The sequence below is a fragment of the Cupriavidus sp. GW821-FHT02F09 genome, assembly GCF_059421605.1.
Genome location: NZ_JBWKVH010000008.1, coordinates 97,199 through 121,905, shown reverse-complemented (window position 1 = coordinate 121,905; position 24,707 = coordinate 97,199). Strand labels below are relative to the sequence as shown.

Below are 24,707 nucleotides of genomic sequence, written 5' to 3'. Positions count from 1 at the left end.
CTCAGAACGGTCAGAACGGAATATCGTCGTCCATGTCTTCAAAGCCGTTCGACGGAGCCTGCTGCTGGCGACGCGCGCCGCCAGCACCTTGCTGGCCGCCGGCAGCCTGGCCGCCACCGCTGCGCGCACCGCCGCCGTAACCACCGCCGCCGCCCGACGATTCGCGGCCACCACCGTAGCCACCGCCGCCACCGCCCATGTCGTCGCCACCGCCGCCACCGCCGCCGCCCATGCCCTGGCGCGAGCCCAGCATCTGCATTTGCTCAGCCACGATTTCGGTGCTGTACTTTTCCGCGCCAGACTGGTCGGTCCACTTGCGGGTACGGATGCGCCCTTCGATATAGACCTGCGAGCCCTTGCGCAGGTACTGGCCGGCGATCTCGGCCAGCTTGCCGAAGAAGGCGATGCGGTGCCACTCGGTGGCTTCCTTCATCTCGCCGCTAGTCTTGTCCTTGTAACGATCGGTGGTCGCCAGGCGGATGTTGCTCACGGCGTCGCCGCTGGGCAGGTAGCGGGTTTCCGGATCCGCGCCCAGGTTGCCGACGAGGATGACTTTGTTGATCGATGCCATGTGAATGTTCTCCCAGGGCCACGCCCTCTGCTGCAAGCGGCGTGGCAATGCCTTGACTGTTGACTGATGCGTAAACGAATAACGCGCCCCCGGCCAAGAAGTCGGGCGCGCGGTCATGCTAGTGCCTAATTACGGCAAAAAGCTATACGAAGTGATGCGGGCAGCCCTTGCGGACCAATGACCGCGGGCTGCCAACTTCAGGCAGCGACGGCCTGGGCACTGCTTTTCCGGGCCGGCGGCGACTTCATGTTCCAGGCGATTATAAGCCAGAGGAGGAGCACCACGGCGCAGCCGATGAAGACCGCGCTACGGCCTTCGTGCTTGAGCAGCCAGCCACCCACGGCGCCGCCCAGGAACAGTCCCATCGCCTGCGTCGTGTTGTAGACGCCAAGCGCCGCCCCGCGCGCGGCGGCGGCGTAGCGCGACACCAGCGAGGGCTGCATGGCTTCCAGCACGTTGAAGGCCACGAAGAACAGCAGCAACACACCCACGATGCCCCACAGGCCGTGCACGGCGGCAAACAGCAGCTGCACCGCGGTCATCAGGCCGACCGCGCCGAGCAGCACGGGGCGTACCTTGCCATAGCGCTCGGCGGCCATCATCGGCCCGAGCATCAGCACGAAGGACACCAGCACCACCGGCAGGTAGACCTTCCAGTGCTGGTCCAGCGACATGCCGGCATCGCTGAGCATGGCCGGCACCACCATGAACATGGCCACCTGCGACGCGTGCAGTGCCAGCACGCCCACGTTCAGGCGGACCAGGTCGGGGTTGAGCAGCACGCTGCGAAACGGCAGCCGCACGGGATGCGGCGGCGGCGGCGTGGGCACCAGGAACAGGGTCACCAGGATGGCGACCACGCCCAGCACCGACATCAGCGTGAAGATCCCGGGCATGCCGATGCTGTGCAGCAGCGGCGAGGCAATCACCAGCGACAGCGCGAAGGTCAGGCCGATGCTGCCGCCCACCATGGCCATGGCCTTGGTGCGATGCTGCTCGCGGGTCAGGTCAGCGATGCAGGCGGTGATGGCCGCGGAGATCGCGCCCATGCCTTGCAGCGAGCGGCCGATGATGATGCCGGACAACGTGTCGGAGTTGGCCGCCACCAGCCCGCCGGCGACAAACAGCAGCAGGCCCGCCACCATCACCGGCTTGCGGCCAACGCGGTCGGACAGCCAGCCGAGAGGAATGTGCAGGAAGGCTTGCATCAGGCCGTAGATGCCCATGGCCAGGCCCACGCGCTGGGCGTCGTGCCCGTCGGGCAGGCCATGCGCATATTCGGCGAACACAGGCAGGATCAGGAACAAGCCCAGCATGCGCAGCGCAAAAATACTGGCGAGCGAAATGCTGGCCCGCACTTCCATGCCGGTCATGCGGTCGCGCCCGGCAGCGGGCTGAACCTTGGAATCGTCGGCCTTGGCCGCATCTTGGGAGGAGCTATGGATCGACGACATTGCGATCGTGGGGAATTTCTATGACGGATTGCCGGGTCGTGCACCGCGCACGCACCGCATCACCCCAATGCTGACGGGGCGGCGACAACTTCGATCCATGGCCGGAGCGGAAGTTGCGGCGCTTCTGCCACCGTTGCTGCAGGGCGCAGTCAATTGGCCCAAGCAACCCCCGGAAACCGAAGTTCGGTATATTAACAGGTTTGCTCCGCTGCGCTTTCGGCTCCGAATCGGACACCGCGAGCCCCGGCGCGGGCCGGCAAAGCCCGGCCTGAGGCTGGCCTGAAGCCGGTCGCAGCCCTGCTGGCATACTTTTTTCTTGAAATTCCGTGAGACCCGGCCTGTCGACCCGACCGGCGGCCCCGCCTGGCGAAGACAATCGGTATATGGAAGAAATTAGAATCCGTGGTGCCCGTACCCACAACCTGAAGAACATCAATCTCGATCTGCCGCGCAACAAGCTGATCGTGATTACCGGGCTGTCCGGATCGGGCAAGTCCTCGCTCGCCTTCGATACCCTGTACGCGGAGGGCCAGCGCCGCTACGTGGAGTCGCTGTCGGCCTACGCGCGCCAGTTCCTGCAGCTGATGGAAAAGCCGGACGTCGACCTGATCGAGGGGCTATCGCCCGCGATCGCCATCGAACAGAAGGCAACCAGCCACAACCCGCGCTCAACCGTGGGCACGGTCACCGAGATCCACGACTACCTGCGGCTGCTGTTCGCACGCGCCGGCACGCCTTACTGCCCCGACCACAACCTGGCGTTGCAGGCGCAAAGCGTCTCGCAGATGGTCGACGCCGCGCTGGCGCTGCCGGAAGACACCAAGCTGATGATCCTGGCACCGGTGGTGGCCAACCGCAAGGGCGAACATTCCGACCTGTTCGACACCATGCAGGCCCAGGGTTTCGTGCGCTTTCGCATCCGCTCCGGCGGCGGCACCACGCATGAGGCACCGGCGGTGGTCTACGAGGTGGACGCGCTGCCCAAGCTGAAAAAGACCGAGAAGCATTCCATCGACGTGGTGGTGGATCGCGTCAAGGTACGCCCGGACATCAAGCAACGACTGGCGGAATCGTTTGAGACCGCGCTGCGCCTGGCCGATGGCCGCGCCATCGCGCTGGAGATCGACACCAACCAGGAGCACGGGTTCAGCTCCAAGTTTGCCTGCCCGATCTGCTCGTACTCGCTGCAGGAGCTGGAGCCGCGGCTGTTCTCGTTCAACAACCCGATGGGCGCCTGCCCGAGCTGCGACGGCCTGGGCCAGATCACCTTCTTCGATCCCAAGCGGGTGGTGGCCTTCCCTAACCTGTCGCTGGCCTCGGGCGCCATCAAGGGCTGGGACCGCCGCAACCAGTTTTACTTCCAGATGCTGCAAAGCCTGGCGGCCTACTACGACTTCGAGCTCGATACGGCCTTCGAGGACCTGCCGGCCGAGGTGCAGGAAGTCGTGCTGCACGGCTCGGGCGACGTGGAGATCCCGTTCACCTACATGAACGAACGTGGCCGCACCACGGTGCGCGAGCATGCCTTCGAGGGCATCATTCCCAACCTGGAGCGCCGCTACCGCGAGACCGACTCCATCGCGGTGCGCGAGGAGCTCGCCAAGTACCAGAACAACCAGGCCTGCCCCGCCTGCCACGGTACCCGCCTGCGCACCGAGGCGCGCCACGTCAAGCTGGGCGAGAACGACCAGGCGCGCGCCATCTACGAGATCAACGGCTGGCCGCTGCGCGACGCGCTCACCTATTTCCTCACGCTGGACATGCACGGCGCCAAGCGCGAGATCGCCGACAAGATCGTCAAGGAAATCAGCGCGCGCCTGAACTTCCTCAACAACGTGGGGCTGGATTACCTGTCGCTCGAGCGCAGCGCCGACACGCTGTCGGGCGGCGAGGCGCAACGCATCCGGCTGGCGTCGCAGATCGGCTCCGGCCTGACCGGCGTGATGTACGTGCTGGACGAACCTTCCATCGGCCTGCACCAGCGCGACAACGACCGCCTGATCGGCACGCTCAAGCACCTGCGCGACATCGGCAACTCCGTGCTGGTGGTGGAGCACGACGAAGACATGATCCGCGCCTGCGACTACGTGGTCGACATCGGCCCGGGCGCCGGCGTGCACGGCGGCATGATCGTGGCCGAAGGCACGCCGCAGCAGATCGAGCAGTCGGCCAATTCGCTCACCGGGCAGTACATGTCCGGCGCGCGCCGCATCGAGGTGCCGAAAGAGCGTGCCGCGCCCGACGAGGAAAAGCTGCTGCGCATCATCAACGCAACCGGCAACAACCTGCGCAACGTCAGCGCCGAGATCCCGGTGGGCCTGCTCACCTGCGTGACCGGCGTGTCCGGCTCGGGCAAGTCGACGCTGATCAACGACACGCTCTACCACGCGGTGGCGCGCCACCTGTATGGCTCCACGGCGGAGCCGGCCGCGCACGACCGCATCGACGGGCTGGAGCATTTCGACAAGGTCATCAACGTCGACCAGAGCCCGATCGGCCGCACCCCGCGCTCCAACCCCGCTACGTACACCGGCCTGTTCACGCCGATCCGCGAGCTGTTCGCGGGCGTGCCCTCGGCCAAGGAGCGTGGCTACGATCCGGGCCGCTTCTCGTTCAACGTCAAGGGCGGGCGCTGCGAGGCCTGCCAGGGCGATGGCGTGATCAAGGTCGAGATGCATTTCCTGCCGGACGTGTACGTGCCTTGCGACGTCTGCCACGGCAAGCGCTACAACCGCGAAACGCTGGAGGTGCTCTACAAGGGCAAGAATATCCACGAAGTGCTCGACATGACGGTAGAGCACGCGCACGAGTTCTTCCTAGCGGTGCCTGTCGTGCGGCGCAAGCTCAAGACGCTGCTGGACGTGGGCCTTGGCTACATCCGGCTGGGCCAGTCCGCCACCACGCTCTCGGGCGGCGAGGCGCAGCGCGTCAAGCTGTCGCTGGAGCTGTCCAAGCGCGACACCGGCCGCACGCTCTACATCCTGGACGAGCCCACCACGGGCCTGCACTTCCACGATATCGAGCTGCTGCTCAAGGTCATCCACAAGCTGCGCGACCAGGGCAACACGGTGGTCATCATCGAGCACAACCTGGACGTGATCAAGACCGCGGACTGGCTGCTCGACATGGGCCCGGAGGGCGGTGCGGGCGGTGGCCAGGTGATCGCCAAGGGCACGCCGGAAACGGTGGCGGCTAGCCGCGCGAGCTTCACCGGCAAGTACCTGGCGCCGCTGCTCGAGCGCCGCTGACCACGGTGCGCACGCGTTTCCGCCTCATCCTTTGCGCCTGGCAATGCGCGCTGCTGCTCGGCAGCGCCGCCGTTGCCGGCCCGGCTGTGGCGCAAGCCACCGTCACGCCGATCGACCTGGCCGCGCCGGCGGCGCGAGCACTCGATGAACCCGCCGCGCCGGCGGCATCCGCTCCGCCCGCGCAAGGCGCCCGGGAGGCCAGTGCCGCCAGCGCTGCCCAGGTACCTGCCAAGGCGAGCGGCGCTGTATCCGGCAATCTGGCGCTGACGCTGGGCGGCGCGGCCGTGCTTGTGGCCATCGCCGCGATGCTGCAGCGCGCGCGCCGCAGACGCCGCCCGCCCTCCTCGAAGTAGGCCCGCGCTGCGCCTTGCATTCGACCTTGCCCGGCCTACCATAGACTGCGGAAGGCCGCGCCTCCTGAAGCCCTTTCCGGGGCTGGCACAGGCCAATGCAGGAGCACGGCCATGGAACTCACCGTAGTGCCGATCGCCAAGCCCGAGGCGACCAACTTCATTTTCGGGCAATCCCACTTCATCAAGACCGTGGACGACATCCACGAGGCGCTGGCCGGCGCGGTGCCGGGCATCCGCTTTGGACTAGCGTTCTGCGAGGCCTCGGGCAAGCGCCTTGTGCGCTGGTCCGGCACCGACGAGGCGATGATCGACCTGGCGTGCCAGAACGCGCTGGCAATCGGTGCCGGCCACTGCTTCCTGGTGTTCCTTGGCGACGGCTTCTATCCGGTCAATGTGCTCGCGACCGTGCGCGCGGTGCCGGAGGTATGCCGGATCTATTGCGCCACGGCAAACCCGACCGAGGTGGTGGTAGCGCAGACCGCGCAGGGGCGCGCGGTGCTTGGCGTGGTAGATGGCGCTTCGCCGCTCGGGCTGGAAACCGAGGCTGACATTGCCTCGCGGCGGAACCTGCTGCGGGAGATCGGCTACAAGCTGTAGCCACTCCTTAGTGGCTCCTTAGTGCGCCTGCGCGGACGGCACAGCCCTGGCCGGGGGTTCGCCATCATCTTCCTTCATGCGGCTGCGGTTAAGCACGCCAGCTTCTTCCAGCACCGGGTAGGCGGTGGCGCAGAACAACGAGTTCAGGCGCTTGAGATCGCTGATCACGTCGAGGTGCAGCGAGCTGGTCTCGATGCTCTCGGCGGTCTGCACGGCGATGCGTTGCAGGTGGGTGCGCGCGTACTGGCGCTCCAGCTCGCGGAAAGTCGCCTTCTCCGCCATCAGTAGCTGCGCGCTTTTCAGGTCGCCGGAGAGGAAGACCGACAGCCCGAGCCGCAGGTTGGCCACCACGCGCGCGTGCATCTGCGAGATCTCCTGCATGCCCGCTTCCGAGAAGGCCAGGTTATGAGCGATCTTCTTTTCGCGCGCGTCTTGCAGGATGCGCTCGATGATGTCGCCGGCATGCTCGAGGTTGATGGTGAGCGAGATGATTTCCGTCCAGCGCCGGCCGTCGCGCTCATCCAGCGCCTCCAGGCTGATCCGGGTCAGGTAGAGCTTGATCGCGGTGTAGAGATCGTCCACCTCGTCGTCGATGCGGCAGGTGGCGGTGGCGAGCTTGGCATCGTTGGTGCGCAGCACGCGCAGCATGTTGTCCAGCATCTGCTCGATGCGGTCGCCGATGCGCAGCACCTCGCGCGCGGCATTGGACAGCGCCAGCGCCGGCGTGGGCAGCGCGGCGGGATCGAGGTGGCGCGGGGTGACCTGGCTGTCGCCGGTGTTGCGCCCGGGCAGCACCGCCTCGCACAGGCGCGCCAGCGGACCGGTGGCGCCCAGCAGCAGCACTGCCAGCGCCACATTGAAGAGCAAGTGGAAATTCACGACCAGCCGCTGCGGATCGGCGTCGACCAGCGCCAGCAGGTGTTCGGCCTGCCCCAGCAAAGGCAGCGCGATCACGCAGCCGAGCAGGCGCGACAGCAGGTTGCCCAGCGTGACGCGCTTGCCGGGCTGGTTGTTGCCGGAGGTGGTCAGCAACGCGGAAATGCCCGAGCCCAGGTTGGCGCCTAGCACCAGCGCCATCGCCACATGCAGGGACACCACCCCGGCCGAGGCCAGCGCCCCGCAGAACAGCACCACCGCCAGGCTGGAATAGCAAAGGATGGTCAGTAAGGCGCCAATCAGCATGTCCAGCGTGGGGTCTCCGGTGAGCGTGCCGAACAACACCTTGACGCCAGCCGCTTCCACCACGGGGCGGGTGGCAATGGAGATCAGCTCCAGCGCCAGCGTGATCAGCCCCAGGCCGATCAGCACGCGGCCCACGTGGCCAGGCTTGTTGCCCTTCCAGGACAGATGCAGGATCACGCCAACGAAGATCAGCAGCGGCGACAGCCAGGACAGGTCCAGCGAGAACACTTGCACCATGATGGCGGTGCCGACGTTGGCGCCCAGCATGATGGCCAGCGCCGGCGCCACGGCAATCAGGCCCTGGCCGACGAAGGAACTGACGATGACGGCGGTCGCGTTGCTGCTCTGGACCAGGCCGGTCACGCCGAGGCCGGCGGCAAAGGCCGTGAACCGGTTGGAAATGCTGGACGAGAGCACGTGGCGCAGGTTGGCGCCATACACGCGCAGGATGCCGACCTTGACGATGTTGGTGCCCCACACCAGCAGCGCCACGCCGGAAAGCAAATGTAGTAGTACGCCCATGCTGCGCCCTTATGCCCTTATGTGACCGGTGCCTCCATTGCGGATCGCAAGATTTCGCCCGGCCATCGTATCGTTGTCAATGGGGCATTATGCGCCTGCCGGCATGTGTGGGCAACGCCATGTCCACGCGGTGGAAATGGCCGCAAGCCCAATGCGCAAGCCGCTCGGAGAGCGGCCGTCAATGCGGGTCAATGCCCGTCAAAGCGGCAAACCGTGAACAGCGGCAGGCCGCTATCCAGCAGGTGGCGCGAGCCGCCGAGCTCGGGCAGGTCGACGATGGCGGCGCCTTCCACCACGGTGGCGCCCAGCCGCTCAAGCAGCTTGCGGCCAGCCATCATGGTGCCGCCGGTGGCGATCAGGTCGTCCACCAGCAGCACGCGGTCACCCGGCTTGCAGGCATCGGCGTGGATCTCCACCGTGGCGCTGCCGTACTCCAGCTCATACTCCTCGGCCACGGTCTCGAACGGCAGCTTGCCCTTCTTGCGGATCGGCACGAAGCCCAGGTTCAGCTCGTACGCCACGATGGCGCCCAGGATAAAGCCGCGTGCGTCGATGCCGGCCACCACGTCGAGCTTGGCGTCCATGTAGCGGTGCACAAAGACATCGATCAGCACGCGCAGGGACTTGGGATCCTGCAGCAACGGCGTGATGTCGCGGAACATCACGCCGGGCTGGGGCCAGTCCGGCACGGTACGGATGCGTTCGCGCAGGTAGTGGGTAACGTCGCCAAGGGCGGACGACTGGATAGTGGTGTTGGGCATGGGGACTCGTTCGGGCAGCCCGCCAAATCGGCAGGCTGGATGCGGTAATGGGTTACCACCCGGGCTGCCGCAAACGGCAACACAATGGGCAACGCCTGGGCGGATGGCACGCTTTGCGGCGTGGCTCCCCCAGGACAACCGTAACCATACAGGAGACAGCGATGGCGAAAAAGATCTTGATGCTGGTCGGCGACTACGCCGAAGACTATGAAACCATGGTGCCTTTCCAGGCACTCCAGATGGTGGGCCACACGGTCCATGCGGTGTGTCCGGACAAGGCGGCCGGCGCCAGCTGCCCCACCGCCATCCATGATTTCGAGGGCGACCAGACCTATAGCGAAAAGCGCGGCCACAACTTCGCGCTGAACGCGAGTTTTGCCGATGTGGATCCGGCGGCCTACGACGGGCTGGTCATCCCGGGCGGGCGCGCCCCGGAATACCTGCGCCTGAACGAGCGGGTGCTGGAAATCGTGCGGCACTTTGCCAGCACCAACAAACCAATCGCCGCGGTGTGCCACGGCGCCCAGCTGCTAGCCGCGGCCGGCGTGCTGGAAGGCCGGACCTGCTCGGCCTATCCGGCCTGCGCGCCCGAAGTGCGCCTGGCGGGCGGAAAATATGCCGACATTCCAGTCGACCAGGCCTACACGGATGGCAACCTGGTAAGCGCACCGGCCTGGCCCGCGCACCCGGCGTGGCTGGCGCAGTTCCTTGCCGTCCTGGGCACCAGGATCGTACATTAGAGGCTACCGAACGCGGCCCGCGAGCCCACCTAGGGCTATCGCGGGCCGTTAAGCACGGGAGTTCTTCTATGTGTGAAATCTTCATCCGGGCTACCCCGCAGTCGTACCAGGGCCAGTCACGCTCGCTCCGGCTGCATGGCGTGGCCACCAGCATCCGGCTGGAAAGCCTGTTCTGGGAAGTGCTCGAAACGCTGGCACGCCGCGATGGCATGAGCGTGGGCCAGCTCATCACCCGGCTGCACGACGAACTGGTGGCCTACCGGGGCGAGGCGGCAAACTTCACGTCCTTCCTGCGCGTATGCTGCCTGCGCTACCTGATGCTGCAAGGCGAAGGCCGCATTCCCGCCGACCCGCGCGTCCCGATCGGCTCGCTCGACGCGCGCTCCGTGCTAGAGGGCCTGCCGGCATCGTGGGCGGAAGAGGCGCACACCGGCAGCCGCGTGGCGGCATGAACCCGAACTTGCGGCCACTGAGCGCATAGCGCAGGCTCAGCCGGCCAGCATGCGCGCCTCGGCCGCTTCCAGCGCCTCTGGCTGGCCGCGCAAGACCACGATATCGCCCGGCTCCAGTACGGTATCGGGCTCCGGATCGAACGCGCGGATGCCACGCCGGCGCACCGCCGTCACTTCCACCCCGATACGGTCCAGCCCGAGCGCGCCCAGGCGCCGCCCCACCGACGTGGCCTCCGGGCCAAGCGAAATGGAGTGCAGCCGCACGGACTCTCGCTCCACCATGTCTTCCTCGTCGTCACGGCCGTGGAAGTAGCCGCGCAGCAGGCTATAGCGCGCATCGCGCGCCTCCTGCACCCCGCGCACCACGCGCCGCATCGGCACGCCCAGCAGCACCAGCGCGTGCGAGGCCAGCATCAGGCTGCCCTCGATGCTTTCCGGCACCACCTCGGTGGCGCCCGCCTTTTGCAGGATATCGAGCTCCGAGTCGTCCATGGTGCGCACGATCACGGGCAGCGCCGGCTCCAGTTCCTGCACATGGTGCAGCACCTTGAGGGCCGAGGGCGTGTTGTTGTAAGTGATGATCAAGGCGGCCGCGCGATGCAGGCCCGCTGCGATCAGCGCCTCGCGCCGGCCGGCATCGCCGTACACCACCGTATCGCCCGCGCCGGCGGCTTCGCGCACCCGGTCCGGGTCGAGGTCCAGCGCCACATAGGTAATGCCCTCGCGCTCCAGCATGTGCGCCAGGTTCTGGCCGCTGCGGCCAAACCCGCAGATGATGGCGTGCTTCTCGGTCTGCAGGCTCTGCACCGCGATGCGCGTCATGTTGAGCGACTGCATCAGCCATTCGTTGGCGGTAAAGCGCAGCACGATGGCGTCGCTGTACTGGATCAGGAACGGCGCCGCCAGCATCGACAACAGCATCGAGGCCAGGATGACCTGGATCAGCACCGGGTCGACCAGGTTCAGGCCGTCGATCTGGTTAAGCAGCACAAAGCCGAACTCGCCGGCCTGCGCCAGGCCCAGGCCGGTACGGATCGCCACCCCCTGGCGCGAACCGAACAAGCGGGCCAGGCCGGAGATCAGCACCAGTTTGAAGACAATGGGCACCACCAGCAGCGCCAGCACCAGCCACAAGTGATCGAGCACCACATGGATATTGAGCAGCATGCCGATGGTGACGAAGAACAGCCCCAGCAGCACATCGCGGAAGGGCTTGATGTCCTCCTCCACCTGATGGCGATACGGCGTCTCGGAGATCAGCATGCCGGCCATGAAGGCGCCCAGCGCCATCGAAAGGCCTAGCCGCTCGGTCAGCGCGGCCATGCCCAGCGTGACCAGCAGCAGGTTGAGCATGAACAGCTCTTGCGAGCGGCGCGCCGCCACGATGTGGAACCAGCGGCTCATGAAGCGCTGGCCGACGAAGAAGATCAGGCTCAGGGCCACCACGATCTTCACCGTGGCCAGGCCCAGCGCCATCATCAGGTCGCCCGGATCGCGCGAGAGCGCCGGGATCACGATCAGCAGCGGCACCACGGCCAGGTCCTGGAACAGCAGGATGCTGATGATGTTGCGCCCGTGCTCGCTCTCCAGCTCCAGCCGCTCCGACAGCATCTTGGACACGATGGCGGTGGATGACATGGCCAGCGCGCCGCCCAGCGCCACCGAGGCCTGCCAGGACAGCGGAAACAGCCAGTTGAACGCCCAGCTCGCCGGAATCACGGCTAGGAGCGACAGCACCACCTGCGAGCCGCCCAGGCCGAACACCTGCCGCTTCATCGCCTTGAGCTTGCCCAGGCTGAACTCCAGGCCGATCGAGAACATCAAAAAGACCACGCCGAACTCGGCCAGGTATTTGGTTTGCGCGGTATCGCTGGCCAGGCCGAGCGCATGCGGCCCGATCAGGATGCCCACGACCAGGTACCCCAGCATCGGCGGCAACTGCAACATGCGAAACGCGACCACGCCAAACACGGCGGCGGCCAGCAGGACAAGGGTAAGGTCCAGCGGAGAGTGCATCGACAGGGTCAGGGTACGCCGCGCCGGGCACCGGGCCGGCCCGGTGCGGGCGGCCCTGCCGGCGGATTACGGCAAGCGCGATGGCCGCCCCGGCCGCCCGATCCCAGGAACAGCCCAAGCGCCATCGCATTCGTTGGTATACTTCGTCGCCATGATAGCTAATTTCAATGCGGATCGAGCACTTAGGCTCGCTCGCGAAACCCTCCAGATCGAAGCCGACGCCGTCGCTGCCCTCGCAGGCCGCCTGGACGACGGATTTGCGCAAGCCGTGCAACTGACGCTCAATTGCAGCGGGCGCGTCGTCGTGTCCGGCATCGGCAAGTCGGGCCACATCGGCCGCAAGGTCGCGGCCACGCTGGCCTCGACCGGCACGCCCGCGTTTTTCGTGCATCCGGCCGAGGCCAGCCACGGCGACCTGGGCATGGTCACGCGCGACGATGTGCTGATCGCCTTTTCCAATTCCGGAGAGACCGCCGAGTTGCTTTCGATTGTCCCGATCGTCAAGCGCATCGGCGCCAAGCTCATCTCCGTGACCGGCAACCCCGCCTCCACGCTGGCCCAGCTGGCCGACGCGCACCTCAATGCCGGCGTGGAAAAAGAAGCCTGCCCGCTCAACCTGGCCCCGACCGCCAGCACCACCGCCGCACTGGCGATGGGCGACGCGCTCGCGGTGGCGGTGCTGGATGCCCGCGGCTTCGGCGAGGAAGACTTTGCCCGCTCGCATCCGGGCGGCGCGCTCGGGCGCAAGCTGCTGACCCACGTGCGCGACGTCATGCGCAGCGGCAACGCGGTGCCCAAGGTACGCGAGAGCACGCCGCTGGCACAGGCCCTGATGGAAATCACCCGCAAAGGCATGGCAATGACCGCGGTGGTGGACCCGGACGACCGCCTGATCGGCGTCTTCACCGATGGCGACCTGCGCCGCCTGCTTGAAACCCCGCGCGACTGGAAGACCGTACCCATCAGCGAGGTCATGCACCGCACACCGCATACCGTCGGGCCGGACCAGCTGGCCGTGGAAGCCGTGCAGGTGATGGAGGCGAACCGCATCAACCAGATGCTGGTGGTCGACGCAGAGCGGCGCCTGGTCGGCGCGCTCCACATCCACGACCTGACCCGCGCCAAGGTCATCTGAGGCCAGCCCATGCCTATGCGGGAAATCCTGTCCTCCCTGAGCCGGCTTGCCATGCGAGCCCTGCCCCTGCTGCTGATGGCACTGGTGGCGGGCAGCACCTTCTGGCTGGTGCAGGTCAACTCCCCGAAAGAAGCGGACACCGGGCCGGTAGGCAAGAAGCATGAACCGGATTACTACATGATCCGTTTTTCCGCGACCGAGCTTGCCGAGGACGGCAACACCAAGCTGCGCTTCACCGGCGACAAGATGATCCACTTCGAGGACGACCAGACCTACGAAGTGACACGCCCGGCCATGCGCTCCTATGAAATCGACCGTCCGCCCGTCACCGGCCACTCTGATCGCGGCACGATGAACGCGGAAGGCTCGGTCATCGACCTGTTCGGCAATGCCTTCATCGTGCGTACCCAGGGCCCCGACCCCGCCAAGGATCCGCAGATGACGGCCGCCTCGGAGTATTTCCAGGTGCTGGTGAACGATGACATCGTCAAGACCGACAAGGCTGTCAAGCTGACCCGCGGCCCGTCGGTGATGACCGCCAACGGCCTGGTCTTCAACAATGTCACTCGCGAAGTACAATTGCTGGGTAACGTACGCGGCACCATCATCACGGGGCCGCCGCCGGCGAGTCCCACGAAGTAGCCCCGAAGCCGCCCGCGGGCACCAACCGCCCGCGTCAACCGCCATCACGCCAACATGAATCCATTCCCGACGACTTCGTCCTGTCTGCGCCGCAGCACGGCCGCTTTGCTGACGCTGGCCGCCGTCCTGGGCCTCACGCTGGCCGCGCCCGCCAGCGCCGAAAAGGCCGACCGCGAAAAGCCGCTGGTCCTGGAGGCCGACAATGCCAGCTACGATGACGTCAAGCAGGTCTATGTACTGACTGGCAACGTGGTGCTGACCAAGGGCACCATGGTGCTCAAATCCGACGCAGCCGAAGTCCGTACCGATCCCGAGGGCTACCAGTACGCGGTCGCGACCTCCAAGGGCGGCAAGCAAGCCTATATCCGCCAGAAGCGCGACAACGTCGACGAGTACATCGATGGCTGGGGCGACCGCATCGAATATGACGGCAAGCAGGAGTTGTCCAAGCTGATCGGGCGCGCCCGCATGGCCCGCCTGGCCGGCGCCAAGCTGGTCGACGAGATCCGCGGCGCGGTGATCACCTATGACAGCCGCAACGAGTTCTACACGGCCAGCGGCGGCGCCGAGAACGCGACCGCGGGCAGCCCGTCGGGCCGCGTGCGCGCCGTGTTGTCGCCGCGCCAGGAGCAGCCCGCCAGCGGTGCCGCAGCCAATCCGCTGCCGCTCAAGCCGGCAGCTGCCCCCGTCAACCCCTGACCTGACGCCGCCACGTCCCTGATCCACGGATTCTGACTTCACCTTCATGACCGCTACCCAAACCGCACCGTCCCAGCCCGCCACCCTGAAGGACAGCAGCACGCTGGTCGTGCGCCACCTGAAGAAGCGCTACGGCTCGCGCACCGTGGTCAAGGACGTGTCGCTCGACGTGAAGAGCGGCGAGGTGGTCGGCTTGCTGGGCCCCAACGGCGCGGGCAAGACCACGTCGTTCTACATGATCGTGGGGCTGGTGGCGCTGGACGAGGGCGATATCGTGCTCGACGACAAGCACATCAGCGGCCTGGCCATCCATGAGCGAGCGCGCATGGGCCTGTCCTACCTGCCGCAGGAAGCCTCCGTGTTCCGCAAGCTCAATGTGCAGGAGAACATCCGCGCAGTGCTGGAGCTGCAGCTCAACGATGGCAAACCCCTGGGCAAGGCCGAGATCGAGCGCCGGCTGGACACCCTGCTGGATGACCTGCAGATTGCCCACCTGCGCGACAACCCGGCGCTGTCGCTGTCCGGCGGCGAGCGCCGCCGCGTGGAAATCGCCCGCGCGCTGGCCTCCGCGCCGCGCTTCATCCTGCTCGACGAGCCCTTCGCCGGCGTCGACCCGATCGCGGTTGGCGAAATCCAGCGCATCGTCAGCTTCCTCAAGGCACGCAATATCGGCGTGCTGATCACCGACCACAACGTGCGCGAGACGCTAGGCATCTGCGACCACGCCTACATCATCAGCGAAGGCGCGGTGCTGGCGTCCGGGCAGCCTGAGGACATCATCGCCAACGAGTCGGTGCGCAAGGTCTACCTGGGCGAGAACTTCCGCATGTAAGGGCGCGCGGCGCCTGCCGCGCATCGCCCCCCCGGGCGGCTTCGGTGTCGCCTTTTATCCTTCAAACGATCATAGCGACACCAGCGATAGCAATTTCCGTTCCATCAGTACGGAAGTTGGGCATAAAATAGGTCGCATGAAACCGTCGCTACAGCTCCGCCTCTCGCAGCATCTCGCGCTTACGCCGCAACTCCAGCAGTCGATCCGGCTGCTGCAACTGTCCACGCTTGAACTGCAGCAGGAAGTGGAACAGGCGCTGACCGAGAACCCCTTGCTCGAGCGTGAGAACGACTGGCTGGACAGCCCGTTGCGCGTGTCCTCGGACGGCTCGGTGAACCTGCAGAGCGCGCCCGCGCCAGCGCCCGCCGATGGCCAGGGCACCAGCGAAAACCGTCCCGATGGCGCCCCCGAAGCCGACGACAGCTACTCCGACAGCAATGAGGATTACGGCAGCGACTGGAGCCTGGACGACTTCGCCCGCCGCCCGCAAGGCGAAGACGACGAAAAAACCCCGATGCAGCTGCGCGACGCCGAGCCCACGCTGCGTGAACACCTCATGGAACAGCTGGCGCCGCTCAAGATTTCCCTGCGCGACAAAGGGCTGGCTATCTTCCTGGTCGAGTCCCTGGACGATGACGGCTACCTGAGCACCACGCTCGAGGAAATCTGCAGCGAGCTGCCGGAGGAGCTCGAGTTCGAGGTCGACGAGATCCAGGCTGTGCTCACGCTGCTGCAGAGCTTCGATCCGCCGGGCGTCGGGGCACGCAACGCCGCCGAGTGCCTGGCGCTGCAATTGCGCAGGCTCAAGCATCCGCAGCGCGAACTGGCGCTGAGCATCGTCACCAACCACCTCGAGCTGCTGGCGGTGCGCGATTACACGCGCCTTAAAAAGGCGCTGCAAGTGGACGAACCGGAACTCAAGGCCGCACATGAACTGATCCGCTCGCTCGCGCCCTATCCTGGCCATGCCTACAGCCGGCCAGAAGCGGACTTCGTGGTGCCTGATGTTTTTGTTCGAAAGTTGAGCGGCGGATGGATCGCCCACCTCAACCCGGATGTGATGCCGCGGCTACGCATCAACGACATGTACGCGCAGATTTTGCGCGGTGCAAAAGGCGATGCAGGCGCGGCCGGACTGCAGCAAAAGCTGCAGGAAGCACGCTGGTTGATCAAGAATATCCAGCAAAGGTTCGACACGATATTGCGCGTCGCACAAGCCATTGTCGAACGTCAAAAGAACTTCTTCACCCACGGTGAAATTGCGATGCGCCCCTTGGTTTTGCGGGAGATTGCCGATACACTGGGTTTACACGAGTCCACCATCTCTCGGGTGACTACCAATAAATACATGGCAACGCCGATGGGGACTTTCGAGCTGAAGTATTTTTTTGGCTCTCACGTATCCACAGAAACCGGCGGCGCGGCCTCATCAACGGCAATCCGTGCGTTGATCAAGCAATTGATAGGAGCCGAAGACGCTAGGAACCCCTTGTCCGATAGCCGGATTGCCGAATTGCTCGGCGAGCAAGGCTTTGTGGTAGCACGGCGTACCGTTGCCAAATACCGCGAAGCGCTCAAGATTCCCGCGGTCAATCTCCGTAAGACTTTGTAGCCGAGCTGCATCGCCTGCCTGATGCAGCTCTTTCAGAAGGAGAAACGCTATGAACTTCAAGATCAGTGGACACCACTTGGACATCACGCCCCCTCTGCGTGAGTACGTGGAAACGAAACTGGAGCGTATCGTCAGGCATTTCGATCAAGTCATTGGCGTAAGTGTGCTGCTCTCTGTCGACAATACAAAAGAAAAGGACCGGCGGCAGTACGCGGAAATCAATCTACATCTCAAGGGCAAGGACATCTTTGTCGAAGCGCATCATGAAGACCTGTATGCCGCTATCGACGCACTGGTCGACAAGCTCGACCGGCAGGTGATTCGCCACAAGGATCGCGTGCAGAGCCACGACCGTGAAGCGGTCAAGTATCAGATGGCCGCATCGCAGATGCAGCAATGACCGTGCCTGGCGGCCCACATACCGGGCCGTCGGTGTCAGTCCCTTGAAAAATGGAATCAAGCCGCGCCCAGAGCGCGGCTTTTTCGTTGCAGCCTACCCGATCGGGCCACACAGGGGATTCCGCAACGCATATGTACCAGTGTATGCTGTGCAATACATGGTTGACCGGCCTAGCCATTCCGGTGCATGCAGCACCGCTTGAGCGCATCGGCTATTGCAATGCACAAAGCGGAAGCGGGCCTGCTCTATAATGGCCAGACGCCCGACACCGGCATGGGGGGACACCCGGTGGAAACCTCGGGCCTTGGTTTTTTACCTCTTTCCGCCCGGTGGGACGCCTCCTGGCCCCGGGCCTGCTTACTAGAAAACCCTGCGCATTCCACATGAATCGTTTGGCTAAATTGCTGCCACCCGGCAACATCAACCTCGACGTCAGCGTCACCAGCAAGAAGCGCGTGTTCGAACAGGCCGGGCTCCTCTTCGAGAACAACCATGGCGTAGCGCGCGCGACCGTGACCGACAACCTGTTCGCCCGCGAGTCGCTCGGGTCCACCGGCCTGGGCGCGGGGGTTGCGATCCCCCACGGCCGCATCAAGGGACTGAAGCAGCCACTGGCCGCCTTCATGCGCCTGGCTGAGCCGATCCCCTTCGAGTCGCCCGACGGCAAGCCGGTCGCGCTGCTGATCTTCCTGCTGGTGCCCGAACAGGCCACCCAGCAGCATCTGGAAATTCTCTCCGAGATCGCCCAGTTGCTGTCCGACCGCGAGATGCGCGAAGGACTGGCTACCCTGCCCACCCCCGACGACGTGCACCAGTTGCTGACGCAATGGCACCCTTGATCCGGCACTGAAAGCCCGTCCCTGAAAGCACCCGAATGGAACTCACTGGCGTCACCTCGCAGTCGATCTTCGACGACAACGCAGCCGATATCAAACTCTCCTGGGTAGCAGGACTGGAGGGCGCGGACCGGGCCTTCGATGTCGAGTTCGCGCGTGAAGCCACGTCCGCGGCCGATCTCGTCGGCCACTTGAACCTGATCCACCCGAACCGGATCCAGGTGCTGGGCAAGCCCGAAATCACGTATTACCAGCGCCTCGATGACGAGATGCGCAAGCGCCAGATGGGCGAGCTGATCCTGCTTGAGCCGCCGTTCCTGGTGATCGCCGACGGCATGGAGCCGCCGCCCGACCTGGAACTGCGCTGCACGCGCTCGTCCACACCGCTGTTCACCACGCCGGTGTCTTCGGCCGCGGTGATCGACCACCTGCGCCTCTATCTGTCGCGCATTTCCGCGCCGCGCGTGACCATGCACGGCGTATTCCTCGACATCCTCGGCATGGGTGTGCTGGTGATGGGCGAATCCGGCCTGGGCAAGAGCGAGCTCGGCCTGGAACTGATCTCGCGCGGACATGGGCTGGTCGCGGACGATGCCGTCGATTTCGTGCGCCTCGGGCCGGACTTCATCGAGGGCCGCTGCCCGCCGCTGCTGCAGAACCTGCTGGAAGTGCGCGGCCTGGGCCTGCTCGACATCAAGACCATCTTTGGCGAGACTGCGGTACGCCGCAAGATGAAGCTTAAGCTGGTGGTGCAACTGGTTCGCCGCAACGATGGCGAATTCGAGCGCCTGCCGCTGGACTCCCAGTATCTCGACGTGCTCGGCCTGCCCATCCACATGGTCAAGATCCAGGTGGCGGCCGGCCGAAATCTCGCCGTGCTGGTCGAGGCCGCCGTGCGCAACACCATCCTGCGCCTGCGCGGCATCGACACGCTGCGCGACTTCATGGACCGCCAGCGCGCCGCGATGCAGGCCGATGTCGCATCGCGGGGTCAGGGCCGGCTACTCTAGGTTTGGCGGGCCCACGCCATGCGACCACGACGGGGCCGTTTTCAATTGCTTACATCCGGCCGCGCTTCGATGGTCAACGCGATTGGGGCATAGGCCGTTTTGTGCAGTAATGGGCATTGGGCCCAGCCCCGAGTTGCCGAGCCGACAGGCCAGCAGCCATGAAGTCTTCCACAGCCAGGAGAGCAAGCATGAAAAAATTGATCGCGATGTGCGTGCTGGTAGCCCCGCTTTTTGCCACCGGCGCCTTCGCCCAGAATGCACCGGCCGCTGCACCCGCGGCACCGGCGGCACCTAACACCCAGCAGGACAAGATGAAGGCTTGCAACACGCAGGCCACCGGCAAGAAGGGCGATGAGCGCAAGGCCTTCATGAGCAATTGCCTGTCCAATAAGCCCGCGGCCGCACCCGCCAAGAACAGCCAGCAGGAAAAGATGAAGACCTGCAACGCCCAGGCCACCGGCAAGAAGGGCGACGAGCGCAAGGCCTTCATGAGCGACTGCTTGTCCAAGTAAGCTACCGGCATCACTTGCGGCGCGGACGTGTAAAAATGGCGAACCTCTTCGGTTCGCCATTTTTTCTGGCACGGCGCCGTCATGACGGCGTCATCACCTGATGTTATGCTTGTCGTGCTATGCGCATCATACTTATCACCGGGATCTCCGGCTCCGGCAAATCCGTTGCCTTGAACGTACTGGAAGACGCGGGCTACTACTGCGTCGACAACCTGCCGGCGCAGTTTATCCCGGAGTTGGCCCAGTACCTGGCGGCGCAGGGCTACACCCATCTGGGCGTCGCCACCGATATCCGTAGCCGTGAATCGCTGGACGAGCTGCCCGGCACGCTGCGCGACCTCGCCTCCGAACACCAGGTCCGGGTGGTCTTCCTGACCGCCAATACCGATGCGCTGGTGCAGCGTTATTCCGAGACGAGACGGCGCCATCCGCTGTCGATGCGCGCAGCCATGGCTGGCCTCTCGGCCAATCCCAGGAACGAGAATCTCGCCGATAGTGCCGCCGAGACCGCACTCAACGACACCTCGCTGATCGAGGCCATCGAGATGGAGCGCGAGCTCCTGAGCCCGCTGGCGGAGGCTGCGCACCGCATCGACACCAGCAATGTGCGCACCAATACATTGCGCGCGTGGATCAAGGAATTCGTGCGCGGCGATGACCTCAAGCTCACATTGCTGTTCGAGTCGTTCGGCTTCAAGCACGGCGTGCCCAGCGACGCCGACCTGGTGTTCGACGTGCGCTCGCTGCCCAACCCCTACTACGACCTGGCACTGCGCCCACTGACCGGCCGCGACGAGCCCGTGATCGACTTTCTGCAGAGCCAGCCGATGGTGCTGGCCATGGCCGAGGACATACGCGCCTATGTGGAAAAGTGGCTGCCAAGTTTCATCGCTGACAATCGCAGTTACCTGACCGTCGCAATCGGTTGCACTGGGGGGCAGCATCGCTCCGTGTACATCGCGGAAAGACTTGCCAACTATTTTCGCGCCCATGGTAATGTGCTGGTGAGACACCGCGAGCTCGCGCCGGGCGGCTAAACGCCGCACCGCCAGGTTTCGCGGTCAGGCTCGGCAATCCTCGCCCGAAACCTTTGCTGGCTCAGCATGTCCTCACCCGCCACGCCCGGCTCATCCGCATCGTTCGCCGCCCCGCACAGCACCTCGGCGGGGCCTACGTTGGATAGCCTGCCGCTGTTTCCGCTGCATACCGTACTCTTTCCCGATGGGCTGCTGCCACTGCGCGTGTTCGAAGCGCGCTATGTGGACATGGTGCGCGCCTGCATGCGCGATCGCACGCCCTTCGGTGTCTGCCTGATCGCCAGCGGCAATGAGGTCGCCCGCCCGGACGAGCCCACCATGCCCGAGACGATCGGCTGCCTGGCCGACATCATCGACTGCAATATGGAACAACTGGGTGTGCTGCTGATCAGCGCGCGCGGCCGCCAGCGCTTCCGGCTGCTGGGCCACAGCGTGAGCCCGGACGGCTTGCTGGTCGGCCAGGCGGAATTGCTGCCGCCCGACATCATCGACTGCAAGCTCGAACTGCTGGGCGAATGCCTGGCCGTGCTGCGGCGTATCGTTGCCTCGCTCCATGCCGAGCATCCGGGCGAGCTGCCTTTCTGCGAGCCGTTCCTGTGGGATGACCCCAGCTGGGTGGCCAATCGGCTGTGCGAGTTCTTGCCGGTGCCGCTCAAGGCCAAGCAGATGCTGATGGCGCTGCCGGACGCGGGCATGCGGATCGAGATCGTGCATAAATACATGCACCAGCACCACATCCTCTAAGCAACGTTAAAACAATCCCCCTTGGGCTTGCGCCTCCAGCAGCTTGCGCACCGGCGCGGGCGTGCCTACCGCATCCAGATCGTCCAGTGACAGCCAGCGTAGTGCGGGGCCGTTGGCGGCATCGCGCGCGGTGAGGCCGGTGACGTCGACGCGAATGGCGCGGATCAGCAGGCGGAAGTGAGTGAAGACGTGGGTGAGCTCGCCGACCATATTGGCCGTGCTGGGATTGCCGAATTCGCGGGCGCGTTCCAGCGCAGCGTCTTCGGCCAGTTCCGCATCGAAGGGCACGGTATCGACCGGCATTTCGGGCAGGCTCCACAGCCCGCCCCAGATGCCGCTGTCCGGGCGCAGTGCGAGCAGGACCTCGCGGCCGCGGCGGACCAGCAGCATCACGGTGCTGCGCTCGGGAATGGCGGCGCGCGGCTTCGGCGTGGGCAGCACGCCGGTCAGCCCGTCGCGGCGCGCCACGCAGTCGCCGGCCAGCGGGCACGACGCGGCGGCGGCGAGGCAGGCTGGCTTGCCGCGCGAACAGACAGTGGCGCCAAGGTCCATCACGCCCTGGGTGTAGGACACCATGTCCTCGGCTTGCGCCGGCCCCTTGGCGGGCAGGACCGCATCGGCAAGCTGCCACATGCGATTCTCCACCGCCTTGACGCCGGGATGGCCATGGATGCCAAAGAACCTGGCAAAGACGCGCTTGACGTTGCCATCCAGGATCGGCGAGCGCACGCCGGCGCTGAACGCGGCCACGGCTGCCGCGGTGGAGCGGCCGATGCCGGGCAGCGTCACCAGCACCTCGGGGTCGGTCGGGAACACACCGCCATGCTCGCTCATCACGGCCTTGGCGCAGCGGTGCAGGTTGCGCGCGCGCGAGTAGTAGCCAAGCCCGGCCCACAGCGCCATCACCTCATCCGCGCTGGCCTCGGCCAATGCGGCCACGGTTGGCAGCCGGCCGACGAAACGCTGGAAATACTCGATCACCGCACTGACCTGGGTCTGCTGCAGCATGATCTCGGACAGCCAGATACGGTAAGGGTCGCGGGTGTTCTGCCACGGCAGGTCATGGCGCCCGTGCAAGCGCTGCCAGCCCACCACGCGCGCGGCGAAATCGGCAGGAACCACGGCGGGGGAAAGATCGGATGAAACGGCAGGAGAAGCAGCGGGCTTGCGGGGCATCGGGTACGTGACGGGTAAGGCAACACAGCAACAGCGCCGGAAGCGGCGGCGCGTCATGATACCGCCTCGCCGCCACCAGCCCTCGCCACCTGCATTCGCCGCCGGACTTGCGCCGGCCGCGCTTCAGGCCGCGAACGCCCTGGGCTGCCCCTCGTTGGCGTCCGGCTGCAGAATCTGCCTGGAGAAGGATTCGATGCGCCCGCTGCGATCATCCAGGCCGTTGAGCACTTCCTCGAGCTGCGCGATGCGGCTCTCGAGCGTGTCGGTGGCCTCGTGGATGCGCTCGATCGAATCGACCCGGCGGCGCAACTGTTTCTGGTGCTCGCGCACCTGCGCCTCCAGCGGCGTCATCACCGACTTGAGCCAGATCTCGATATCGCGGTTCAGATCGCGGAAGGTTTCCAGCACGCGGGTGGCGATGGTGGAAAACGCGCTCTGCACCAGCTGCGGGCGCGAGCGCGTGAGCATGTTCATGGCGCCGAAGTGCGTGTGGGCCAACGCCAGCGTCTGCTGCAATTCGCTGACGTAGCGCGCGGTGACGAACTGGATCGGCGCAGGCAGCGTAAAGCCATGTTCGGCATTGAAGCGGCGGTACATGCTGTCGGTGAGCTGGTGGAGCTGGGCGATCTTCTGGTCCGCCTCGCTGACCAGTTCGCCAAGCCGCGCGAACAAGGCGTCCATGTCCTCGCGCATGCCGCGCGAGAAGAAACGCTCCTTCATCTGCTCGCGGCGCTCGCGCATGGTGCGGCGCACGTCGCGCAGCTGCAGGCTCTTGATGATGTCCGCGCTATGGCGCCCGAACACCAGCCGCAGCGCCTGGAACTTGGCGATGCTCTGCTCGAACTCTTCTTTCTCCGACTGCACGCGCATCAGCATGTGCTTGACCATCGCGTGGTTCTTGCCGCGCAGCCCGCGCAGCTCGAACAACTGCTCGACGATGCTGCGGCGGCGGCTTTGCAGCAGTTGCTGCGCGCCGCGCGCCATCTCCTCCACCGAGCGCTGCACCTGGTCGGCGACGATCTCGCGCCGCTGCGGGATCAGCTGGTCAGACAGCACGTGCTCGAATTGCGGCAGGCCGCTGCGCGCCAGCAAGTCGTCGTCGTTGGTGACCTTGGCCACCAGGCCCTTCTGCGCCGACACCGGGTAGACGCGCGACTCGTCGATGCCCAGCACATGAGCGCTGGTGGTGACCTGGCGCGTGATCTCGGCCGCGGTCTCGGCCGGCGACTTGAGCGGGTCCCACAGGCCGTCGATCTTGTTGAGCACCGCCAGGCACCCCTTGCGGTGGCCTGCGCTCACATGGCTGCGCCAGAGGTCGAGGTCGCTCTTGGTCACGCCGGCGTCGGCCGCCAGCATGAACACCACGACATGCGCATCCGGGATCAGGCGCAGCGTCAGCTCGGGCTCGGTGCCGATCGCGTTGAGGCCCGGCGTGTCGAGGATGACCAGGCCCTGGCGCAACAGCGGATGCGGGAAGTTGATGACCGCGTGGCGCCAGCGGGAAATCTCGACCATGCCGTCGGCATCGAGCGCGTAGGCGGCGTCGGGATCGTTCTCGTTGTACAGGCCAAGCGACTCGGCCATCTCGCGCGTGACACGGTTGGTCTCGACCACGTGCCGGAACGCATCCAGCATGCCATCGGGCGACGAGGGGTCGAGCGGCACGGTGTGCCAGTGCGCATCGACGTCAAGGAAATCGGCGGTGGAGGCTTCCTGCAGGCGCGTCTCGATCGGCAGCAGCCGGATGCACGGCGCCTCGGCTTCGTCGTAGCGCAGCTCGGTCGGGCACATTGTGGTGCGCCCGGCGGAAGACGGCAGGATGCGACGGCCGTAGTCGGCAAAGAAAATCGCGTTGATCAGCTCGCTCTTGCCCCGCGAGAATTCCGCGATGAACGCCACCTTGAGCCGGTCGCTCTTGAGCACGCCCTGGATGCGCTGGACGCGTTCGTCGGCCTGGGCGTCGTAGAGATCGTGCTGCTGCAGCCAGGAGCGGAATTCGGCCAGGGAATGGAGTACCCCGGTTCTCCAGGCGCCGTATTGTTCGAATTGAAGGGCGAGGGTTGTCATTGGCACTGGGATCGGCTTGGCGAAAAGCCCCCGCGACGGCGCTGCAGGCCTGACATCTTGATGTCCGATGGCCGGCACTCGGGCGGTGACATGGTGTCTTTGTAACACT

The 24,707-nt window shown here is 65.5% G+C and carries 23 protein-coding genes; 16 read left to right on the top strand and 7 right to left on the bottom strand.

Annotated elements, in window-relative coordinates:
* Nucleotides 1-10 precede the first annotated feature (10 nt).
* Both ssb and AC07XB_RS12150 read right to left on the bottom strand, forming a co-directional pair.
* Nucleotides 11-571 carry a single-stranded DNA-binding protein gene (gene ssb / locus AC07XB_RS12155; protein WP_174425613.1) on the bottom strand — a complete coding sequence of 187 codons (561 nt, stop codon included), beginning with the start codon at nucleotides 569-571 and terminating at the stop codon, nucleotides 11-13.
* 197 nt (nucleotides 572-768) lie between these two features.
* Nucleotides 769-2,025 (bottom strand): MFS transporter, encoded by a 1,257-nt coding sequence (locus tag AC07XB_RS12150; RefSeq protein WP_492828748.1) that lies wholly within the window; start codon nucleotides 2,023-2,025, stop codon nucleotides 769-771.
* Between the two features lie 383 nt (nucleotides 2,026-2,408).
* On the opposite strand from AC07XB_RS12150, the gene uvrA reads away from it, so the two are divergent.
* The 3 genes from uvrA to AC07XB_RS12135 all read left to right on the top strand — a co-directional run bounded on the left by uvrA (nucleotide 2,409) and on the right by AC07XB_RS12135 (nucleotide 6,223).
* On the top strand, nucleotides 2,409-5,273 hold the full coding sequence (gene uvrA / locus AC07XB_RS12145; RefSeq protein WP_150991795.1) for an excinuclease ABC subunit UvrA: 2,865 nt from the start codon (nucleotides 2,409-2,411) through the stop codon (nucleotides 5,271-5,273).
* A 5-nt stretch (nucleotides 5,274-5,278) separates the two neighbouring features.
* Nucleotides 5,279-5,626, top strand: a complete 348-nt coding sequence (locus tag AC07XB_RS12140) for a hypothetical protein (protein ID WP_492375329.1) — start codon at nucleotides 5,279-5,281, stop codon at nucleotides 5,624-5,626.
* Between the two features lie 111 nt (nucleotides 5,627-5,737).
* The gene (locus AC07XB_RS12135) at nucleotides 5,738-6,223 is read left to right on the top strand and encodes an adenosine-specific kinase (RefSeq protein WP_492375328.1); all 486 of its coding nucleotides are present in this window, start codon (nucleotides 5,738-5,740) and stop codon (nucleotides 6,221-6,223) included.
* A gap of 18 nt (nucleotides 6,224-6,241) precedes the next feature.
* Here AC07XB_RS12135 and AC07XB_RS12130 read toward each other — a convergent pair whose 3' ends face one another.
* Together AC07XB_RS12130 and AC07XB_RS12125 are read right to left on the bottom strand one after the other, a co-directional pair.
* Nucleotides 6,242-7,927 (bottom strand): Na/Pi cotransporter family protein, encoded by a 1,686-nt coding sequence (locus AC07XB_RS12130; RefSeq protein ID WP_492810503.1) that lies wholly within the window; start codon nucleotides 7,925-7,927, stop codon nucleotides 6,242-6,244.
* Nucleotides 7,928-8,115: 188 nt separating this feature from the next.
* Nucleotides 8,116-8,688, bottom strand: a complete 573-nt coding sequence (locus tag AC07XB_RS12125) for an adenine phosphoribosyltransferase (protein ID WP_267605425.1) — start codon at nucleotides 8,686-8,688, stop codon at nucleotides 8,116-8,118.
* 161 nt (nucleotides 8,689-8,849) lie between these two features.
* On the opposite strand from AC07XB_RS12125, the gene AC07XB_RS12120 reads away from it, so the two are divergent.
* Complete coding sequence (locus AC07XB_RS12120; RefSeq protein ID WP_006159426.1) at nucleotides 8,850-9,428, top strand: DJ-1/PfpI family protein; 579 nt, start codon at nucleotides 8,850-8,852, stop codon at nucleotides 9,426-9,428.
* A gap of 68 nt (nucleotides 9,429-9,496) precedes the next feature.
* On the top strand, nucleotides 9,497-9,880 hold the full coding sequence (locus AC07XB_RS12115; protein ID WP_492375326.1) for a ribbon-helix-helix domain-containing protein: 384 nt from the start codon (nucleotides 9,497-9,499) through the stop codon (nucleotides 9,878-9,880).
* A 36-nt stretch (nucleotides 9,881-9,916) separates the two neighbouring features.
* Here AC07XB_RS12115 and AC07XB_RS12110 read toward each other — a convergent pair whose 3' ends face one another.
* Entirely contained in the window at nucleotides 9,917-11,896 is a 1,980-nt protein-coding gene (locus AC07XB_RS12110) for a monovalent cation:proton antiporter family protein (RefSeq protein WP_492375325.1), read from the bottom strand.
* Between the two features lie 151 nt (nucleotides 11,897-12,047).
* Here AC07XB_RS12110 and AC07XB_RS12105 point away from each other — a divergent pair, with 151 nt between their 5' ends.
* From AC07XB_RS12105 to AC07XB_RS12055, 11 genes are all read left to right on the top strand, one after another.
* Nucleotides 12,048-13,031, top strand: a complete 984-nt coding sequence (locus AC07XB_RS12105; protein WP_492375324.1) for a KpsF/GutQ family sugar-phosphate isomerase — start codon at nucleotides 12,048-12,050, stop codon at nucleotides 13,029-13,031.
* A gap of 15 nt (nucleotides 13,032-13,046) precedes the next feature.
* Entirely contained in the window at nucleotides 13,047-13,673 is a 627-nt protein-coding gene (gene lptC, locus AC07XB_RS12100; RefSeq protein ID WP_492375332.1) for an LPS export ABC transporter periplasmic protein LptC, read from the top strand.
* A 54-nt stretch (nucleotides 13,674-13,727) separates the two neighbouring features.
* A complete protein-coding gene (gene lptA, locus AC07XB_RS12095; RefSeq protein WP_492810499.1) occupies nucleotides 13,728-14,372 on the top strand; it encodes a lipopolysaccharide transport periplasmic protein LptA in 645 nt (214 codons plus the stop codon).
* A 46-nt stretch (nucleotides 14,373-14,418) separates the two neighbouring features.
* A complete protein-coding gene (gene lptB, locus AC07XB_RS12090) occupies nucleotides 14,419-15,204 on the top strand; it encodes an LPS export ABC transporter ATP-binding protein (protein WP_150991814.1) in 786 nt (261 codons plus the stop codon).
* Nucleotides 15,205-15,340: 136 nt separating this feature from the next.
* A complete protein-coding gene (locus tag AC07XB_RS12085) occupies nucleotides 15,341-16,816 on the top strand; it encodes an RNA polymerase factor sigma-54 (RefSeq protein ID WP_043343436.1) in 1,476 nt (491 codons plus the stop codon).
* 49 nt (nucleotides 16,817-16,865) lie between these two features.
* Nucleotides 16,866-17,216, top strand: coding sequence for a ribosome hibernation-promoting factor, HPF/YfiA family (hpf, locus tag AC07XB_RS12080; RefSeq protein WP_006159435.1), 351 nt, complete (start codon nucleotides 16,866-16,868; stop codon nucleotides 17,214-17,216).
* A 383-nt stretch (nucleotides 17,217-17,599) separates the two neighbouring features.
* A complete protein-coding gene (ptsN, locus tag AC07XB_RS12075) occupies nucleotides 17,600-18,055 on the top strand; it encodes a PTS IIA-like nitrogen regulatory protein PtsN (RefSeq protein ID WP_006159436.1) in 456 nt (151 codons plus the stop codon).
* A gap of 35 nt (nucleotides 18,056-18,090) precedes the next feature.
* Complete coding sequence (gene hprK, locus AC07XB_RS12070; protein ID WP_006159437.1) at nucleotides 18,091-19,062, top strand: HPr(Ser) kinase/phosphatase; 972 nt, start codon at nucleotides 18,091-18,093, stop codon at nucleotides 19,060-19,062.
* A gap of 188 nt (nucleotides 19,063-19,250) precedes the next feature.
* Complete coding sequence (locus AC07XB_RS12065; protein ID WP_459570989.1) at nucleotides 19,251-19,574, top strand: PsiF family protein; 324 nt, start codon at nucleotides 19,251-19,253, stop codon at nucleotides 19,572-19,574.
* A 119-nt stretch (nucleotides 19,575-19,693) separates the two neighbouring features.
* A complete protein-coding gene (gene rapZ / locus AC07XB_RS12060; RefSeq protein ID WP_492375323.1) occupies nucleotides 19,694-20,611 on the top strand; it encodes an RNase adapter RapZ in 918 nt (305 codons plus the stop codon).
* Nucleotides 20,612-20,677: 66 nt separating this feature from the next.
* On the top strand, nucleotides 20,678-21,355 hold the full coding sequence (locus AC07XB_RS12055) for an LON peptidase substrate-binding domain-containing protein (protein WP_492375322.1): 678 nt from the start codon (nucleotides 20,678-20,680) through the stop codon (nucleotides 21,353-21,355).
* Nucleotides 21,356-21,361: 6 nt separating this feature from the next.
* Here AC07XB_RS12055 and mutY read toward each other — a convergent pair whose 3' ends face one another.
* A complete protein-coding gene (gene mutY / locus AC07XB_RS12050) occupies nucleotides 21,362-22,531 on the bottom strand; it encodes an A/G-specific adenine glycosylase (protein ID WP_492810492.1) in 1,170 nt (389 codons plus the stop codon).
* 123 nt (nucleotides 22,532-22,654) lie between these two features.
* A complete protein-coding gene (locus AC07XB_RS12045; RefSeq protein WP_492375320.1) occupies nucleotides 22,655-24,598 on the bottom strand; it encodes a dynamin family protein in 1,944 nt (647 codons plus the stop codon).
* Between the last annotated feature and the right edge of the window lie 109 nt (nucleotides 24,599-24,707).